The following is a 17361-nucleotide window of genomic DNA, read 5'->3' as shown; positions in this document are numbered from 1 at the left end:
CTGATAATGCGAGTTCTTGCGTTAATGCTGCCGCTGGCGTTGCTCGGCGGTCTAAGTGGCTGCTCGACGGACAAGCTGGTCGGCCGGCCGGGCCTGCAACTCGTATCGGGCAATCTTCCGCCACCAGCGCGAGAAGATTTGCTGCTCCAGCAGCGCTCGTATCTGATCGGGCCGCTCGATAAGGTAAGCGTTGACGTCTATGGCGTGCCGGAATTGACCCGCACGATCCAGGTCGATGCCGATGGCTCGTTTGCGCTGCCGCTGATCGGCAAGATCCAAGCCAATGGCCGTTCGTCCTCTGAACTGGCGCAGATCGTCACCACCGCGCTGCGCGGTCGCTATGTTCGTGATCCGCAGGTGACGGTCAGTGTCGATACGGTAAGCCAGCAGATCACCGTCGATGGCGAAGTGGAAAAGCCGGGCTTATATCCGGTGAACGGCCGACTGACTCTGATGCGTGCCATTGCCCAAGCCCAAGGGGCCGGGGAGTTCGCCGATTTAAGTTATGTTACTGTCTTTCGGCAGGTCAATAACCAGCAAATGGCGGCGTTATACGATGTCCGCGCCATCCGGCAGGGCATGTACCCCGACCCCGAAGTCTACGCGAATGATTTCGTTCTAGTGAGCGAAGATCGTGGTGCACGTACGTTCCGGGCGTTCCTGCAAAGCTCGGGTATCCTGATTGCACCGCTAATTGCCCTGATTCAGCGCTAGAATGAGCATCGAAATGCAAGTAATAGACCGCCCTGTTAATGCTCTTGCTGCGCATCCGGGCCTGTCCGCCGCGCTCCCATCTGCTCATACCGAGCATCGCAGCAATCTGCTCGTCATGGTTATGTCGTTGTTGAGGCGGCGCTATCGGACGATCATCGCGGTCTCCGCGGTTTGTCTGCTCGCGGGGGTAGCCTATTCGCTTCTCGCGACAAAGCAGTATACGGCGACGGCGCTGATTGAAATCAAGCGTGAAAATGAAAATCTAGTCTCCATCGGTAGCTCTCAGGCGCAGCAAATGATGGTCGACCAAGAGTTTTACGAGACGCAATACGGTCTTTTGCGCGCACAGTCGCTAGCCGAACGCGTGGCGACTGATCTACGTTTGTACGACAATAGGAGCTTCTTCAAGGAACTGGGCGGGATTGATCCGAGCTGGGAACAGGGTGGCCGGTTCACCCCGGCCTCTCGCGAGGATAGAGTACGTGCGGCCGGTGCGATCCTGCTTGGGCATATTTCGATCAATAGCGAGCGCAACTCTAGACTGGTGCGGATCAAGTTCGTCAGTTCCGATGCAACGTTGTCGAAGAAGGTGGTTGATGCCTGGTCGCGCGGTTTCGTCCAAGCAACTCTAGAGCGGCGTTACGGCGCCACGGCCTATGCCCGCAACTTCCTTGAAGGGCGGTTGAAGCAGTTGCGCGAGCGGATCAATCAGTCTGAACGTGATCTGGTACGCTATGCCGGCCAACAGGGCATCGTGAACTTGCCGGGCGCGTCGGGCGGTCGGGACGGGCAGACGTCCGAACGCTCGCTCGTCGACAGTGACTTGGAAACGCTCAACACAGAACTGGCGAAGGCGACTGCCAGCCGCATCGAAGCGGAAAGCCGCCTTGATACGCCGGCGGCACAAGCCAGCGAGGCGCTGTCGAACCAAGCGATCGCGACGCTACGACAGGAGCGTGCTACACGTGCAGCTGAATATGCTAAGCTTATGACCCAATTCGAACCGGACTATCCCCCTGCGCGGCAGGTCAAGGCCCAGCTCGACCAGCTCGACCGCTCAATTGCGGCGGAGGAAAATCGAGTGGGTGGCTCGCTGAGGCGCATCTATAGTTCTGCGCTTGAGCGTGAGAACTTGCTTAAGAATCGCGTTAGCAGTCTGAAAACTGGCGTGCTCGACGCGCGTCAACGAAGCATTCAGTACAATATTTACCTTCGTGAGGTCGATACCAATCGCCAATTATACGACGCGCTGCTGCAGCGATACAAGGAGATCGGCGTCGCAGGCGGCGTCGGCGCGAACAACATATCAGTCGTAGACGGTGCGGAACTGCCGCTGGCACCGTCGTGGCCCAAAATGTTCATCATCCTGGCGCTTGCGGTAGCCGGGGGGACAGTCCTCGGCTTTGGCGTTGCGTTGCTGCAGGAGCAGCTCGACCGGGCGATATCGGATCCACAGCAGATCCCGAGTGAACTTGGGATCCCGCTGCTGGGGACGATCCCCAAACTTGATGGCGATGACGTGAGCGAGGCGCTGCGTGATCGCAAGTCGGTGCTGACCGAAGCGTACAACTCGATGCGCATGACCTTGTCGCTGTCGACCAGCAGTGGTTTCCCTCGGGTACTTGCGGTGACGAGCACGCGCGCCTCGGAGGGCAAGACGACGACGTCCTACGCACTGGCGACGCTACTCGCCCGCTCAAGCAATCGCATACTCATCATCGATGCTGATATGCGGCGACCGGCCATCCACCGATTGATGAACATCCCCAACACTACCGGGCTCAGCAACTATCTTGCCGGCGACAGCGATTTAGAGAGTCTGCTCCGGCCGACCCATCTTGACGGCTTGTTCGTGATCACCGCGGGTCCTAATCCGCCAAGCACGCCCGAGCTTTTGGAGACGGGCCGCTTCAGGCAGCTGCTCGACAGCCTGAGCGATCAGTTCGCACATATCATTGTCGATGCGCCGCCTTTATTGGGTCTCGCCGACGCTCCATTGATTGGCAGCTATGTCGACGGCATAGTATTCGTGGTCCAGGCGCACAGCAGCCAGAAGGGAATGGCGCAGGTGGCCCTCAACCGCCTCCACAATGCCAACGTCCCGGTCCTCGGCGCGGTGCTGACCAAATTTGACCACCGTCAGGCCGACTACGGCTATTCATTTAACTATGCTTATACCTATGGGGCCGATGCCCCGTCCAAGAAGCAAGGATAGCACGCAGTGTTCGGACGGCTCGGCAGCCTGTGGAGCACAGCACGGGGCCGTGCGCTCGTGGTGGTGCCCATCCTCCTCGTCGCCATCTGGCTGTCGTTCCGTATCACCGCGGCAACGGTATTTGCGCGGAGTAATCCAGCGCTGGCTCTGGCGATTGACAGTAGCAACAGCTGGGCCGCAGAGCGACAAGCGACGCTGATCAGCGGCGAAGCCACGCCTGAAGCGGCGCGTCGCGCCGCTGCCTTGGCCAAGCGGGCCCTACGGGAAAGTCCGCTGAGCGCCGAGGCCGCGGCTACCCTTGGAACTGCCGAGACGATCCTCCGGCCCGACACGCCCCCACTTGCTGCGTTTCAATATAGCCAGATGCTGACCCGTCGCCTGGCGCTTACCCAGATCTGGTTCATCGAATATGGCGTCAGTCAGGCAAATATCCCAATTGCCCTACAAGCCTATGATCGACTGTTCCGGACGGCGGACGTCTATCGCAAGCAGTTCCTGCCGACGTTGCTCCAGGCAAGCGCCGAGTCCGAGGTAACGCGTGGCATGACCAAGGTGCTGGCGACGCGCCCCCCCTGGACTGGCGACTATTTCGGTGGATTGCTGGCGACCTTTCCCGGACCGGTCAACTTCGTGCGGCTGGTCGAAGCAATGCGGTTCGATGTCCAAAACCCCGACGAGGCTGGACGCCTTGCGCTGGCGATTGGGCGGCTGATCGACAGCGGACGGCCAGACCTAGCCTTGCACCTGTATGCGCGGGCGACGCACGTGCGGACGGCATCCATCCCGCTGCTCCGCGAAGGTGCCTTCGAACGGCTAGGGCGCCTGCCGCCCATCGACTGGGAATTGGCCGATAATGAACAGTTGCGGGCCGAACTCGGTACGAACGAGGCTGGTCAGCCGGCGCTCAACCTCGTCAATCGGGGCGGTCGTGTCGGCGCTTTCGCCCGCCAGTTGCTGTTCCTAGTACCCGGACGCTATCGCCTGCAGTATGCGACCGGCGGAGTGACGGGCGACGTCGCGGACCGACCCAAGGTCCTTCTTACCTGCTTCGCCGCAGGGACTCCGCTGTCCGCCACTAGCGTCCCCACCGCACCATCGCGCGGGCGCAACGTTATGATCAACTTCAGCGTCCCCGCGCAGGGCTGTTCGTCGCAGTGGCTGGTGCTTGAGGCCGGTAATCCCATTGATACTGTCGCCGGTGATCAGTGGATTGGCAACATCAACTTGGTACGGGTTAATCATGACTGACGCCCTAGTGTTTAGAGCGAAAGTCGCCACGTGTTCCTAAAGCTCGTCCTCTTCATCATCATCGCTCTCAACCTGACCGATAACATCCTCGGGGCGTGGCTGCACGCCCGTGCCGGAAATCAGGCCCTTGCACTCCAAGTCATCTACGTGAAATATGCCGTAGTAGGCGGGGTCTTCGTCGCTTTTCTATTCGATCTCGTCAACGGCTTTAAATTGCGTTCCCACGAATGGTGCGGGCTGCTCTACCTAGCTGCGGTGGTAGTGCTAGGGGTTGGAATCATCGCAGCTCATTCTCAATATAGTGCTGCAAGCCGCCTGTATCTATACATGTTTCCGGTTATTCTGTACTACGCTGGCGTTTATTTTGGTGCGAGATCGGCGTTTGATACCCAATACTTGGTAAAAGCCGAGCTTTACTCATATTTGGGAATGGCGGCGCTGTTCTGTGTGCTGAATGTTTATTTTGGCGCAATTACGATATGGCGCGACTATCTAGACTATGCTGGCTTCATCCTTGACGTCAAAGGCTTCACCGATGATGTAGTCGAGGGATTGCACGGTAATTTCTTCTTCAACTACAAAGGGGGGCAGATCGTCCGATTTTTGGGCTCGTTCGGTGATCCGCTTGCCCTTGCTTATGCCGGCATGATTTTGATCGTCCCGACCTACTTCGTGTTTCCGCGGCAACGTCTATTATTTTGCGGCGCTCTGATCGTCATCGTTGCGGCGTCTTTCACTCGTGCCGTGTTCCTGTTCCTCCCAATTGGCGCCTTAATATACTGGTTATCACCGCGCCGCGGCTTCATGATCTGTCTGGCCGCTGCCTTCTTTGGCATCGTCGCGATCATCTTTGCCGGCGATCTGATCTCGGGGCTGTCAGACAATAGCTCGACTACGGCGCATGTCCTATCCGTCAACATGGTTCTCGACTTCATCAACGTGCCGACGTTGCTTGGTGGCGCTTTGGCCAGTAATAACATGCCGGGCTTTGAACCCGGCTTTTTCAACATGCTATTTTTATTCGGGTTTGTTCCGTTTGCACTGTTTCTAATGTTCCTACGCGGCATTTACGCGAACAATTCTCTAGAAGGATCTAGAACCGCTTATATAGCAATCATCATGCTTATCGCGGTATTAACGCTCTCGATCGTGTCCAGTGTGTTCTTCGCGACGACTTCGGCCTGGTTCGCTTGGTTCCTAGCCGGGTTCGTTAGTCGTAGGTCGATCATCGTGTTGCCCGATCTGAGGACAGTGGATGAAAACGGGCGCGGGGCGGTGCCGGGCAACGGGGATATTGAGCGTTGACCAGCCTCGAGATGTTTGGGCTGGCATTCGAGCGCGTCACGTTGGAGCAGGCGACAAGGCAGGTGCTGGCGCTTGTCGGCAAGGGCGGGGCGGAACTCATCGTCACGCCCAACGTCGATCATGTCGTCACAATGCAGCGCGATCCGCTGATGATGCGGATATTCCAGGCGGCACGATACCGTTATGCGGATGGTATGCCGATCGTCGCGCTGAGCAGGATGCGATTTAATCCCGGCTTGCCCGAACGGGTGACCGGGGCCGACCTGCTGATTTCGGTCGCCGAAGACGCGGCACGGAGCGGCGCGTCAATCTTTTTGATGGGCGGGCGTCAGGGCGTGGCCCTGCAGGCGGCGGAGGTGTTGCGCGCCCGCTTTCCTGGGCTTGTCGTCAGTGGCACAGACTGTCCGGCCTTTGGGTTTGAGGCGGATGAGAAAATCTCGCGAGCACTTGTTAACAAGATCAACAAGGCCGGAACAAACATCTTGTTCGTTGGCGTCGGTGCCCCCAAGCAGGAAAAGTGGGCCGCGTTGTGGCGTGGCGAGTTGCAGTGCGACGCCATCTTGGGGGTCGGTGCGGCGCTTGATTTCGCTGCCGGAACCCTGTCGCGCGCGCCATTGATCGTGCAGCGCAGCGGCTTCGAGTGGCTTTGGCGCATGGCGGGCGATCCAAAGCGGTTGGGACCCCGATACTTCAAGGATAGCCGTTTTGTGCTGCTCGCGTTGTGCGAGATACTGAAGGGCTTCCGACAGTCGGCTACCAGCCGCGACTAGGCCGCTTGCGTGCTGGATCAATGGGGGGGGCATTGCGTCCGATAACCATGATTCCCGGACACACCCCTAGCCACCGCCGCCGCCGCATGCCACGCTCCCCCCATGCCCCGCCGCCCGCCCGCATCCGCACCCCATCCCGTCATCGCCTCGCCCGCCGCACCGATTCCCCACCAGCCGCCGCTCCCCGCGATCCTCAACGCCAAGATCGAGCAGGCCGCCGCCTATGCCCGCGCCGCGCGCGCCACCGCGACGCGGCGGGCGTATGACAGCGACTGGGCGATCTTCACCGCCTGGTGCGAGGCGCATGGCCTGATCGCGCTGCCGGCGACGCCGGATGTCGTCGCGGTGTTCGTCAGCGATCAGGCGGTCGGCGGGATCAATCCGGCGACGATCGGCCGGCGCGTCGCGGCGATCGGCCATCATCATCGTGCGCACGGCTATCCGGCGCCGACCGCGCAGCCCGATGCCGGGCGGCTCGCCGAGGTGCTCGCCGGGATCCGCGCCGAACATGGCGGGGCGAAGCGGCGCAAGCGGCCCGCCGATGCCGCGGTGCTGCAGGCGATGCTCGCCGCGGTCGAGGGCGACGGGCTGCGCGCGCGGCGGGATCGCGCGATCCTGGCGATCGGCATGGCCGCGGCGCTGCGCCGGTCGGAGATCGTCGCGCTCGCGCTCGATCATGTCGCGCTGGTGCCCGAAGGGCTGCGGCTGACGATCGCGCGGTCGAAGACCGATCGCACCGGCGCGGGCGCGGTGATCGCGATCCCGGAAGGCGCGCGGATCCGGCCCAAGGCGCTGCTGCTCGGCTGGATGGCGGCGGCCGGGCATCGCGACGGGCCGCTGTTCCGCCGGCTGACGCGCAAGGACGCGCTCACCGACGCGCCGATGTCGGACCGGGCGATCGCGCGGCTGGTGCAATCCCATGCCGCCGCGGCGGGCTATGATCCGGCGCTGTTCGGCGGTCATTCGCTGCGCGCCGGCTTCATCACCGAAGGCGCGGCGCAGGGCGCGACGATCTTCAAGCTGCAGGAGGTCAGCCGCCATAAATCGGTGCAGGTGCTCTCCGACTATGTCCGCGACGCCGATCTGTTCCGCGACCATGCCGGTGCGCGTTTCCTGTAAGCCGTATCCCGCGTCGGCTGAAGGGTTCGCGCAGAGGCGCGGAGGACGCAGAGGGGCGCACCGGTGTCCGCGGCAGCGAGCAAATCGTCAGCCGAAAAGCGCGACGCTGCCGGGTATGATCCCGGTCTTGCCGATTTGATCACGCGGAGGCGCGGAGGGTGTCGCGTGCGCCATGGCCGTCGCGATCCGCTCAGGCCGTGGTGGGGGCATGGCCAAGCTGACCCGCGCGTGATGCCTCCGCGCCTCCGCGCGAACCCCGAATGATGCGACGCCCGACGAACCGCGCTGACATTCTTAACTATCCGACACGTCGACGTATCGACATGTCGACAGGCACTGCCAGCCGCCGACGGGTAAGCCGCGGGTCCTCGAACAGGTCGCGGATCGCGCGCCGGCGAAAGCCATTCCACCAGCGTTGCCAGCGATGCTCGGCGGCATCGTGGAGCATGTGGCAGCGCTGGCACAGCGCGGCGAGATTGGCGGGGCGGTTGTTGCCGGGATCATGGTCGAGGTGCGCGCAGGCGAGCACGACATAGGTGGTGCGCACCGCGGCGAGCGGCGCGGCGCCGCGCAGCCCGACGCAGCGACCGTCGCCGTCGCGCCAGCGCTGCGCCGCGCCGTCCCACCAGCGGCCGTCGCCGAGATGCGCGACGTGGCGGCGATGCGGGCGGCGGCAGCGTTCGCAGCGCGCCGCGGCGCGGCCGAAGCGGATCGCCTGCGACAGCTGCGGCCAGTCGATCGGGTAGAGCCAGCGGTTCTCGGCGCGGATCGGCATCGCGATTCTATGAGTCATCGCGAGTCGCGTGCCAAGCCCCCGCGCCGCGCGCCGCGAATCGCGCGCAAGCCCCCGGCCCCGGCCGGTGCTGCCGTGCGCAGACGTTCCGGTCCCGTCCCGATCCGGAGCAGAGCGTGCGTGCCCCGCGGCGAAACCAATTTGCGTTAAGAAACGTTTCGCCGGAACAATAACTTGGGGGTCCATTGTTCATCCTGCATCTGGCCCTTGGCGGCTGTCTCAAAGCGCCGCCCGTCGCCTACGGGATCACCGCCGACACCGGCGGCCATATCGCTTATGTGCTCGAGGCGGCGCGTGCCCAGGCTGAGGCCGAGGCGGTCGACGCGGTGTCGATCGTCACCCGCCGGTTCCGCGACGCGCGGCTCGATCCGTGCCATGCCGTCGCCAGCGAGAGCGTCGCCCCCGGTCTGACGATCGACCGGATCGCCACCGCCACCCCCGCCTATCTCGAGAAAGAGGCGCTCGACGCCGAATTGCCCGCCTTCATCCAGGCGTTCTGCACGCATCTCGCCGCGCTGCCGCGGCTGCCCGACGTCATCCATGCGCATTTCGCCGATGCCGCCGCGGTGGCGCGCGTCGCGCAGGCGCGCTTCGGCATCCCCTTCGTCTATACCCCGCACGCGCTCGGCATCGACAAGCGCGCCGCCGGGCTGGGCGGCGACGGCCTCGCCGCGCGGATCGACGCCGAGCGGCGCGCGATCGCCGAGGCCGCGGCGATCATCGTCTCGACCCGCGACGAGGCGAAGCGGCAGATCGGCGGCTATGACGTCGCGGTCGCCGGGCGGATCCACTGCCTGCCGCCCGGCGTACCGCGCCACGAGGCCGATCGGCCCGGCCGGCCGACGCTCGCCGACCGGCTCGGCGACTGGCTCGACCGGCCGGACCGGCCGATCCTGTTCGCGGTGGCGCGGCCGGTCGCCAAGAAGAACCTCGCCGCCCTGGTCCGCGCCTATGCCGGCGACGCCGGCTTACGCGACGCGGCCAATCTCGTCATCCTCGCCGGGCGGCACGATCATGCGCAGGGCGAGGAGGCGGCGGTGCTCGCCGAGCTCCACCGGCTCGCTGCCGATCCGGCGCTCGCCGGGCGGATCGCGCTGCCGCCGCGTCACGATGCCGCCGACGTCGCCGCGCTCTACGCGCGTGCCGCCGACGGCGGGGTGTTCGTCAATCCGGCGCTGCACGAGCCGTTCGGCCTGACCGTGATCGAGGCCGCCGCGGCCGGCGTGCCGGTGGTGGCGACGCGCAACGGTGGCCCTGCCGAGATCGTCGCGCGGCTGCGCCACGGCGTGCTGATCGACCCGCGCGACGACGCCGCGATCGCCGCCGCCTGCCGCGACCTGCTGTGCGATCCGGCGCGCCACGCCCGCCATGCACAGGCGGCGCGGGCGCATGTCGGCGCCTATTGCTGGACGCGTTATGCGGCGGAGAGCGTCGCGCTCTACCGCGCGGTCGCGGCGCCGCGGCTGCTCGCCTGCGACATCGACCATACGCTGACCGGCTGCGCGGACGGCGCGGCGGCCTTTGCCGCGTGGCGCGCCGCCTCGCCGCTCGGCTTCGTCGTCGCGACCGGGCGCGGTCATGCCGCGGCGCAGGCGATCCTCGCCGCCTGGCGGCTGCCCGCGCCCGATGCCTATATCGTCGATGTCGGCACGCGGCTGCTGCTCGCCGACGGCGCGGGCGGCTGGCGCGCCTGCGCCGATTATGCGCGCGCGCTCGATGCCGGCTGGGATCGCGCCGCGGTGGTGCGGACGCTGACGCCGCTCGCGTTGACGCCGCAGCCGGCGGAGACCGCCGGGCCGCACAAAGTGAGCTTCTTCGGCGACGCGGGGGATGCCGCGCGCATCCGCACCGCGCTGGGGCAGGCGGGATTGCAGGCGCGGGTGATCTTCTCGCACGGCCGGCTGATCGACGTGCTCGCGCCGGCGGGGGGCAAGGCCGCGGCGATCGCGGCTTATGCCGCGCGCCACGGCTGGTCGCTTGGCCAGTGTATCGCCGCGGGCGACAGCGGCAACGATGCCGACATGCTCGCCGCCTGCGGTCAGGCCATCGTCGTCGGCAATGCCGGGGACGAGCTCGCCGGCCTGCCGCCGCGGCCCGGCCTGTACCGCGCCGCCGCGCATCATGCCGGCGGCATCGTCGAGGGATTGAACCGGCTCGGGCTGGTCGCGACGCCGGTGGCGGCGCCTGCGCCGGCGCTGGCGGCATGAGGCCGTTCGGCTATTTCGTCCATCATCAGGGACGCGGCCATGCCGAACGCTGCGCGGCGATCGCGCAGGCGCTGCCGCCGACGCGGCCGCTGACGCTGTTCTGCGCGCGCGACGACATCTTCCCGCCGCTGCCCGATCGTGTCGCGATCATCCGCCTGCCGTCGTTGTTCGAGCCGAGCGGCGACGAGGCGGGGACGATGGACTGGGTGGCGACGCCCGACACGCTGCATTGCGCGCCGCTGGGCTGGCCGGGCATCCGCCGCGCGATGGCGACGCTGAGCGGCTGGTTCGACACCGCCGATCCGGCGCTGATGATCTGCGACGTCTCGGCGGAGGTCGCGCAGCTCGCGCGCATCTGTTCGGTGCCGCACGTCAAGGTGCTCCAGCATGGCGACCGCGGCGATCCCGGCCATCGCGCCGCCTATGACGGCGCGGCGGGGCTGCTCGCGCCGTTCCACGCCGATCTCGCCCAGCCCGACTGGGATGCGACGATGCGCGCCAAGACCTGTTTCGCCGGCGGGCTCGGCGTCGATACCCGCGTCAGCGACCGCGACGCGGCGCGTGCGCGCCTGGGGATCGGCGCGGACGAGGAGATGATCCTGGTGGTGGCGGGCGGCGGAGGCGGCGGGTTCGCCGCCGCGCCGCTGGGGGTCGGCGCGCGCGCGACGCCGCAGGCGCGCTGGATCACGATCGGCCCGGTGCAGCGCGACTGGCATGCGACCGAACCCGCCAATCTGACGCACCGCGGCTGGGTCGAGGATGCCGCCGATCATATCGCCGCCGCCGACCTCGTCATCGCCTCGACCGGCAATACCACCTGCCAGCAGATCCTCGCCGCGGCGCGGCCGTGGCTGGCGATCCCCGAATGGCGCTATTTCGACGAACAGCATCGCAAGGCCGAGGCGCTCGCCGCCGCCGGCGTGGCGAGCGTGCGGCCGCATCTGCCCTCGTCGGCGGACGGCTGGCGCGCCGCGCTCGCGGTGACGCGGCGCGATCACCGCCCCGCCGCGCAGCGCGCGATGATCGCCGCCGACCCCGCCGCCGATGTGGCGTGCTGGCTGGAGGCGTTGAGCGACCGCCTGTGGCGCGATGCGCCCGTGGCCGACGCGGCATGAGCGTTGAGTCGCGGCGCCATGCGCTTCAGCCGCCCGCCCCCCGCATGCACCACCCCGGCGCAGGCCGGGGTCCAGCCGGGTGGCGCGCGGTGAGGCAGTCCGAAGGTCCCCCAACTGGGCCCCAGCCTGCGCCGGGGCGGTGCATCGGCTTTGGCAGCGCTCGGTCGCACCCCGCCTCCCCCGCGCTGTCGCCATTCTGCCCCCGTCGGCGCCGCGCTGCGTTAACGCCCTCTCTTCCTCTCGCCTGGACTCCGCTATGACCGTATCCGTCGTCACGCTCGCCAAGGGGCGGCCCGCGCATCTCGTCAACCTCGTCCACGGCCTCGCGCAGCAGAGCCTGCCGCCGGTCGAGCTGATCGTCGCGGTGATGCAGGCCGAGGCCTATGACCTGCCCGACGCGCCCTTTCCGATCCGCCAGATGCACGTCGTCGCCGACGCGCTGCCGCTCGCCGCGGCGCGCAATGCCGCGGCGCGCGCGGCGATTGGCGACGATCTCGTCTTCCTCGACATGGATTGCATCCCGACCCCCGATCTGGTCGCCGATTATGCCGGCTTCCTCGCGACGCACGATGCGCTGCTGATGGGCGAGGTGATGTACCTGCCCGGCGGGGCGACCGACGCCGATCTGTCGATGGAGCGGTTCGACGCGCTGGCGGTGCGCCATTCCGACCGGCGCGGCCCGCCGCCGGCGGGGGTCGAGGCGTGCAACGACTATCGCTGCTTCTGGTCGCTTAACTTCGCGATGCGGCGCGCCACCTTCCTCCGCGTCGGCGGGTTCGACGAACGCTATGTCGGCTATGGCGGCGAGGACACCGATTTCGGCAAGACGCTCGACCAGGCCGGCGTCCCCATCGCCTGGATCAAGGGCGGGCGCGCCTATCACCAATATCACCCGCACCATATGCCGCCGGTCCATCACCTCGACAGCGTCGTGCGCAACGCGGAGTTGTTCGAGAGCAAATGGGGCTATCGGACGATGGGCCATTGGCTGCACGCCTTCCGGCTGATGGGGCTGGTCGACGATACCGCCGGCCGGCCGGTGCGCATCCTGCGCCGCCCGGGGCCGGAGGATTATGCGCTGACCGGCCAGCAGAGCCACCAGCCCTATGCCAATACGGCGAGCGTGATCCGCACGCTCGAGGAACGCGGGTCCCACCCCGCGCCGGACAGCCTCGCCGCGGCATGAGGATCGCGATCCTCGCCCATGTCCGCCAGCGCATCGCCCCGCCGTTCGCCGGCGGGATGGAGGCGCATGGCTGGCAGCTCGCCGCGGGGCTGCAGGCGCGCGGCCATGACGTGACGCTGTTCGCCTCGGGCGACAGCGATCCGCGCTTCCGCATCGATCCGGTCGTCGCCGAACATTACGAGCGCACCTTCCCCTGGGCGGAGCATCGCGGCTCGGCGCCGCTGATCGCGCATCTCGACGCCGCCTATGCCGCCGCCTGCGACCGGATCGCCGCCGGCGGCTATGACGTCGTCCACAACAACAGCCTGCACCGGTTCGCGATCGAGCCGCGGCGCACCGCGGTGACGCCGACCGTCACCTCGCTGCACGTGCCGCCATACGATGCGCTGCACTGGTTCGTCCGCGCCAGCGCGACGCCGGGGCATCGGCTCACCGTCACCTCGGCGACGCAGCTCGCCGCCTGGTGGCCGGAGGGTGCGCCGGCGCAGGCGTCGGTGCTGCACAACGGCATCGATACCGATGCCTGGCCGTATCGCGCGACGGGCGACGGCCGCGCCATCTGGTGCGGGCGGATCACCCCCAACAAGGGGCCGCATTGCGCCGCCGAGGCGGCGCGCCGCGCCGGCATCCCGCTCGACCTGTTCGGCCCGATCGAGGATCCCGACTATCACGCCGCCGAGGTCGCGCCGCTGCTCGGTGAGACGATCCGCTATCGCGGTCATCTGCCCGGCGAGGCGCTTGCCGCCGAACTCGGCCGCGCCGCTTTGTTCCTGTTCACGCCATGCTGGGACGAGCCGTTCGGGCTGGTCGCCGCCGAGGCGATGGCCTGCGGCCTGCCGGTCGCCGCCTTCGACCAGGGTGCCGCGCGCGAGGTGATCGGCGAGGCGGGCGCCTTCGCCCCGGTCGGCGACGCCGCCGCGCTCGCCGCGGCGATACGGCAGGCGCTCGCCATTCCGCGGCCGGTGGCGCGCGACCGCGCCGTGCGGATGTTCGGCCGCGACCGCTGGCTCGAACGCTGCGAGGCGCTGTACCGCGCGGCGATCGCCGACCACGCCGCGCTCGCCGCATGAGCCCGCCCGCGACGCTGGCGGCGCTCGACGCCGCCTATCGCACGCATGTCGGCGCCGGCACGCGCTATGCGCTGCTCGACTTTCCCGATCACGCCAATGTCGGCGACAGCGCGATCTGGCTCGGCGAATGCGCCTTGCTCGAGGCGATCACCGGACGTCGACCCGTCTACGTGTCGACATGGCATGATCTTGACATCGACGCGCTCGCCGCGGCGGAGGCGGAGGTCGTCTTCCTCCATGGCGGCGGCAATCTCGGCGATATCTGGCCGCATCACCAGCGCTTCCGCGAGACGGTGCTGGCGCGGGTGCGCGACCGGCCGGTGGTGCAATTGCCGCAGTCGATCCATTTCCGTGATCCGGGCGAGGCGGCGCGCTTCGTCGCGCTCGCCGACGCCCATCCCGATTTCACGCTCTACGTCCGCGACGCGACCAGCCTCGCCTTCGCCGCCGACCGGCTCGCCGCGCCGGTGCGACTCGTCCCCGATTCCGCGATCGCCTTGGGCGCGCAGCCGCGTGGCCCGGCGGAGGCGCCGCTGCTGATGCTGTTGCGCAGCGACGACGAGCGCCGCGATCACGGCGCGCCGCCGCCCGCGGGCGCGCGCGTCGTCGACTGGCTCGACGATGCGCCCGACCTGCCCGCCGGCGACGACATCGCCGCGCGCGATGCGCAGGCGCGCCACCGCGTCGCGCGCGGGCTGGCGCTGATCGCGCAGGGTGCGGTGCTGGTCACCGACCGGCTGCACGGCGCGATCCTCGCCGATCTGCTCGCGCTGCCGCACGTCGTGCTCGACAATGATTACGGCAAGATCGCCGCCTATCGCGCGACCTGGCCCGCCGCCACGCCGAACGCCGCCGCCGCGACGATGGCGGAGGCGATCGCCGCGGTCGCGCGGCTCGCTGCCGGATGAGCGAAGCGCCCGACGTCAGCCTGCTGGTCTGCACCCGCGACCGCTGCGCCAGCCTCGCCGCGACGCTCGCCTCGATCACGCGCGCCGCCGATGCCGCGCCCCAGGTGTCGATCGAGGTGATCCTGGTCGACAACGGCTCGGCCGACGCGACCGCGGCGGTGATCGCCGGCTGGCAGCCGCATTTCCCCGTCCATCGCCTGCGCGAGACGCGGCCCGGCCTCGCGCGGGCGCGCAACCATGCGCTGGCGCGGGCGAGCGGCCGGATCGTCGCGATGACCGACGACGACTGCCTGCTCCACGCCGATTATTTCGCCGCGCTGCTCGCCGCCTTCGCCGCGGTGCCGGCGCCGGCGATCGTCGGCGGGCGCATCCTGCTCGGCGATCCCGCCGACCTGCCGGTGACGGTCAAGCTCGAGGATCACCCGATGACCGCGGTCGCCGGCCGCTTCCCCGGCGGCTTCGTGATGGGCGCCAACCTCGCCTTCACCGCCGACGTGCCGCGCCGCGTCGGCCGGTTCGACGAACGCTTCGGTGCCGGCGCGCCGTTCGTCGCGGCAGAGGACACCGACTTCCTGTTCCGTGCGATGCGCTGCGGCGTCGGCCTGCATTACGACCATCGCTTCACCGTCGACCACCACCACGGCCGCCGCCACCGCGACGAGGAGACGCGGCTGCTCGCCGGCTATGGCTTCGGCGACGGCGCGCTCTACGCCAAACACTGGCGCGATGCGTGGATCGCGCGCGCGCTGCTGCGCGACATCGCCGACCTGTGGCGCGACCTCGCCGACCCGGTGACCACCCACGCCGGCATCCGCGCCTTCTACGCCTTCCGCCTGCGCCACAAATTGCGCGGCTTCCTCTTCTACTGGCGCCACGCCCTGCGGGCATAAGGGCATGGCACCAGCGCCCTCAGAGCCGATGACGGGCAACATATCCCCGCTCACGCACCTTCTCCGCGCCTCCGCGTGAACCCTCTAGATCGCCGGTGGCAGCCACGCGGCGTCGAAGCGGAGCGCGCGGGGCAGGATCGGGGAGAGCGCGCGCAGCCGCGGCAGGTCGAGCAGGCGGATCGTCGTGCCGTCGCGCGCGATCAGCCCCTCCTCGCGGAAGTCGCGCAGCTTGCGGTTGACGTGGACCGCGGTCAGCCCGGCGAGATCGCCGATCGCCTCCTGGGTCAGCGGCAGGTCGAAGCCGTCGTCGACCACCAGGCCCAGCGGCAGCAGCCGCGCATGCAGGTCGAACAGCAGCCGCGCGAGCTGTTCGCGCGCGGAGGCGCGGCCGGTCACCGCCAGCGTGTCCATCAGCGACACCCGCTCGACCTGGGCGGCGAAGGTGAACAGCGCGGCGAGCCGCGGCAGGCGGGTGTAGACCGCGCCGAGCCGCGTGAACGGCACGAAGGCGACGGTCGCCTCGGTCACCGTGGTCAGCGTATCGGCCGCATGCGGCAGCACCATGCTCGGCGTGCCGAGCATGTCGCCGGGCAGATGCACCTTCTGGATCAGCCGCGCACCGTTGCGCAGCATGATCGACGAGGTGATCCAGCCGCGGATATGGAGGTAGAAGCCCGACACCGGCGCGCCTTCCGGCCGGATCATATGGCCGGGCGGGCGGGTGACCGGCGCATCGCCCAACGTGACGAGCGCCGCCTCCTCGTCACGGGTCAGGTCGGCAAGTGCACGGTAACGGTGGAGCGGATACAATCCCTGACATTCCTACCCAATGGACGGTCGAAGCGTACCATAGGGATAAGAGTTCAAAATGGTTCAACTTTTAGCGGCGTCGGACGCATCGTCGGTCAACACCGCCTCGGGATCGAGCAGCGTCAGCGCCGCACCCGGACCGGCCGTGCGCGCGTCGTGCCAGCGCCACAGCACCAGATTGCTGCCACCGGCCTGCTGCACCGACGGCACCAGCGCGCCGTCGGCGCCGGCATCGCGCAGCGTCTCGGCCAGCGTCCAGGTCGGTGGGACGCAATGGTCGAGCTGGAACAGCCGCCGCCAGGCACAGCCGAGCACCGCCGGATCGCCGCCGCGCAGATCCGCGATCGCGTCCGCGCGGATGTCGAAGGCGACCAACGTCCCCGGCCTGACCAGATCCTGATGCATCTCGGCGATCGCGGTGGCATGATCGGCAGACAGGTAGAGTGCTGCCATTCCTGGCGGGTTCCAGCGGCCGCCGGTCAGATGTGCGCCGCTGTCGAACGGCCGCCGGTGCCAGCGCACGCCGAGCATCCGCCAGAAACGTCCGGCGAGCGGGACAAGGTCAGTCATCGTCCGCTCGGCGCGCCGCGCCATGTTCAGGCATAGACGCCCTGATCCATCGACTCGAGCGTCCACAGCACGGCCGCCGCCTCGCCCGCCTCGACCAGCTGCTCGGCGGTTTTGCCGAAGCCGGCGATCGGCTGGTGGCGGAACCAGATGATCGCCTTGCCCTCGTCGCCGGAGAGTTCCGCGGCGCGCGCGATGATCCGCGCGATCTCGCCGAGCTTGGCCTGGACCGCCGGGCTTTCGGGACGCGCGGTCATCGTGTTGCGGTTGACCCGCGCCAGCTTGGCGAGCTGCGTCAGCGGCAGCCGCAGCCGCCCGGCGAGCCGACGCGGTGCGATCAGATCAGCGTCGCGGATGTCATCGAGAAAGGCGGCAAGCATAGATGCACTCCCTGCCCGTTATATGCACCCGTTATCGCTCGGCGGCAAGTCCGATGCGGCAGGC

General features: G+C 67.7%; 16 protein-coding genes. 12 read left to right on the top strand and 4 right to left on the bottom strand.

What is annotated here, in order from left to right; all coding sequences use genetic code 11:
• Positions 1–6: 6 nt before the first annotated feature.
• The 6 genes from PBN85_RS18705 to PBN85_RS18680 all read left to right on the top strand — a co-directional run bounded on the left by PBN85_RS18705 (position 7) and on the right by PBN85_RS18680 (position 7371).
• Entirely contained in the window at positions 7–714 is a 708-nt protein-coding gene (locus PBN85_RS18705; RefSeq protein ID WP_271301140.1) for a polysaccharide biosynthesis/export family protein, read from the top strand.
• A 1-nt stretch (position 715) separates the two neighbouring features.
• Positions 716–2929 carry a GumC family protein gene (locus PBN85_RS18700; RefSeq protein WP_271301139.1) on the top strand — a complete coding sequence of 738 codons (2214 nt, stop codon included), beginning with the start codon at positions 716–718 and terminating at the stop codon, positions 2927–2929.
• Positions 2930–2935: 6 nt separating this feature from the next.
• Entirely contained in the window at positions 2936–4177 is a 1242-nt protein-coding gene (locus PBN85_RS18695; RefSeq protein WP_271301138.1) for a hypothetical protein, read from the top strand.
• A gap of 30 nt (positions 4178–4207) precedes the next feature.
• Complete coding sequence (locus tag PBN85_RS18690) at positions 4208–5482, top strand: hypothetical protein (protein WP_271301137.1); 1275 nt, start codon at positions 4208–4210, stop codon at positions 5480–5482.
• Positions 5479–6252 carry a WecB/TagA/CpsF family glycosyltransferase gene (locus tag PBN85_RS18685; RefSeq protein ID WP_271301136.1) on the top strand — a complete coding sequence of 258 codons (774 nt, stop codon included), beginning with the start codon at positions 5479–5481 and terminating at the stop codon, positions 6250–6252. Before PBN85_RS18690 ends, PBN85_RS18685 begins: the two co-directional genes overlap by 4 nt.
• Before the next feature lie 102 nt (positions 6253–6354).
• Entirely contained in the window at positions 6355–7371 is a 1017-nt protein-coding gene (locus PBN85_RS18680; RefSeq protein WP_271301135.1) for a site-specific integrase, read from the top strand.
• A 298-nt stretch (positions 7372–7669) separates the two neighbouring features.
• On the opposite strand, the gene PBN85_RS18675 is transcribed toward PBN85_RS18680, so the two are convergent.
• Entirely contained in the window at positions 7670–8146 is a 477-nt protein-coding gene (locus PBN85_RS18675; RefSeq protein ID WP_051583396.1) for a hypothetical protein, read from the bottom strand.
• A 203-nt stretch (positions 8147–8349) separates the two neighbouring features.
• Here PBN85_RS18675 and PBN85_RS18670 point away from each other — a divergent pair, with 203 nt between their 5' ends.
• From PBN85_RS18670 to PBN85_RS18645, 6 genes are all read left to right on the top strand, one after another.
• Positions 8350–10371, top strand: a complete 2022-nt coding sequence (locus PBN85_RS18670; RefSeq protein ID WP_271301134.1) for an HAD family hydrolase — start codon at positions 8350–8352, stop codon at positions 10369–10371.
• Positions 10368–11486, top strand: coding sequence for a hypothetical protein (locus PBN85_RS18665; RefSeq protein WP_271301133.1), 1119 nt, complete (start codon positions 10368–10370; stop codon positions 11484–11486). Before PBN85_RS18670 ends, PBN85_RS18665 begins: the two co-directional genes overlap by 4 nt.
• A gap of 256 nt (positions 11487–11742) precedes the next feature.
• The gene (locus PBN85_RS18660; RefSeq protein WP_271301132.1) at positions 11743–12672 is read left to right on the top strand and encodes a glycosyltransferase family 2 protein; all 930 of its coding nucleotides are present in this window, start codon (positions 11743–11745) and stop codon (positions 12670–12672) included.
• Complete coding sequence (locus PBN85_RS18655; protein ID WP_271301131.1) at positions 12669–13742, top strand: glycosyltransferase; 1074 nt, start codon at positions 12669–12671, stop codon at positions 13740–13742. Before PBN85_RS18660 ends, PBN85_RS18655 begins: the two co-directional genes overlap by 4 nt.
• On the top strand, positions 13739–14650 hold the full coding sequence (locus PBN85_RS18650) for a polysaccharide pyruvyl transferase family protein (protein WP_271301130.1): 912 nt from the start codon (positions 13739–13741) through the stop codon (positions 14648–14650). Before PBN85_RS18655 ends, PBN85_RS18650 begins: the two co-directional genes overlap by 4 nt.
• On the top strand, positions 14647–15540 hold the full coding sequence (locus PBN85_RS18645) for a glycosyltransferase family 2 protein (protein WP_271301129.1): 894 nt from the start codon (positions 14647–14649) through the stop codon (positions 15538–15540). The genes PBN85_RS18650 and PBN85_RS18645 overlap by 4 nt, the downstream gene beginning before the upstream one ends.
• A gap of 84 nt (positions 15541–15624) precedes the next feature.
• Here the strand turns inward: PBN85_RS18645 and PBN85_RS18640 are convergent, their stop codons facing one another.
• From PBN85_RS18640 to PBN85_RS18630, 3 genes are all read right to left on the bottom strand, one after another.
• Entirely contained in the window at positions 15625–16350 is a 726-nt protein-coding gene (locus PBN85_RS18640; RefSeq protein ID WP_271301128.1) for a Crp/Fnr family transcriptional regulator, read from the bottom strand.
• A gap of 63 nt (positions 16351–16413) precedes the next feature.
• On the bottom strand, positions 16414–16920 hold the full coding sequence (locus PBN85_RS18635) for an RES family NAD+ phosphorylase (RefSeq protein ID WP_271301127.1): 507 nt from the start codon (positions 16918–16920) through the stop codon (positions 16414–16416).
• Between the two features lie 26 nt (positions 16921–16946).
• Positions 16947–17297, bottom strand: coding sequence for a hypothetical protein (locus tag PBN85_RS18630; RefSeq protein WP_037533948.1), 351 nt, complete (start codon positions 17295–17297; stop codon positions 16947–16949).
• Positions 17298–17361: the final 64 nt, after the last annotated feature.

The organism is Sphingomonas sp. CV7422, from assembly GCF_027945725.1.
GTDB lineage: Bacteria > Pseudomonadota > Alphaproteobacteria > Sphingomonadales > Sphingomonadaceae > Sphingomonas > Sphingomonas kyungheensis.
This window is presented reverse-complemented; position numbering and strand designations above follow the sequence as displayed.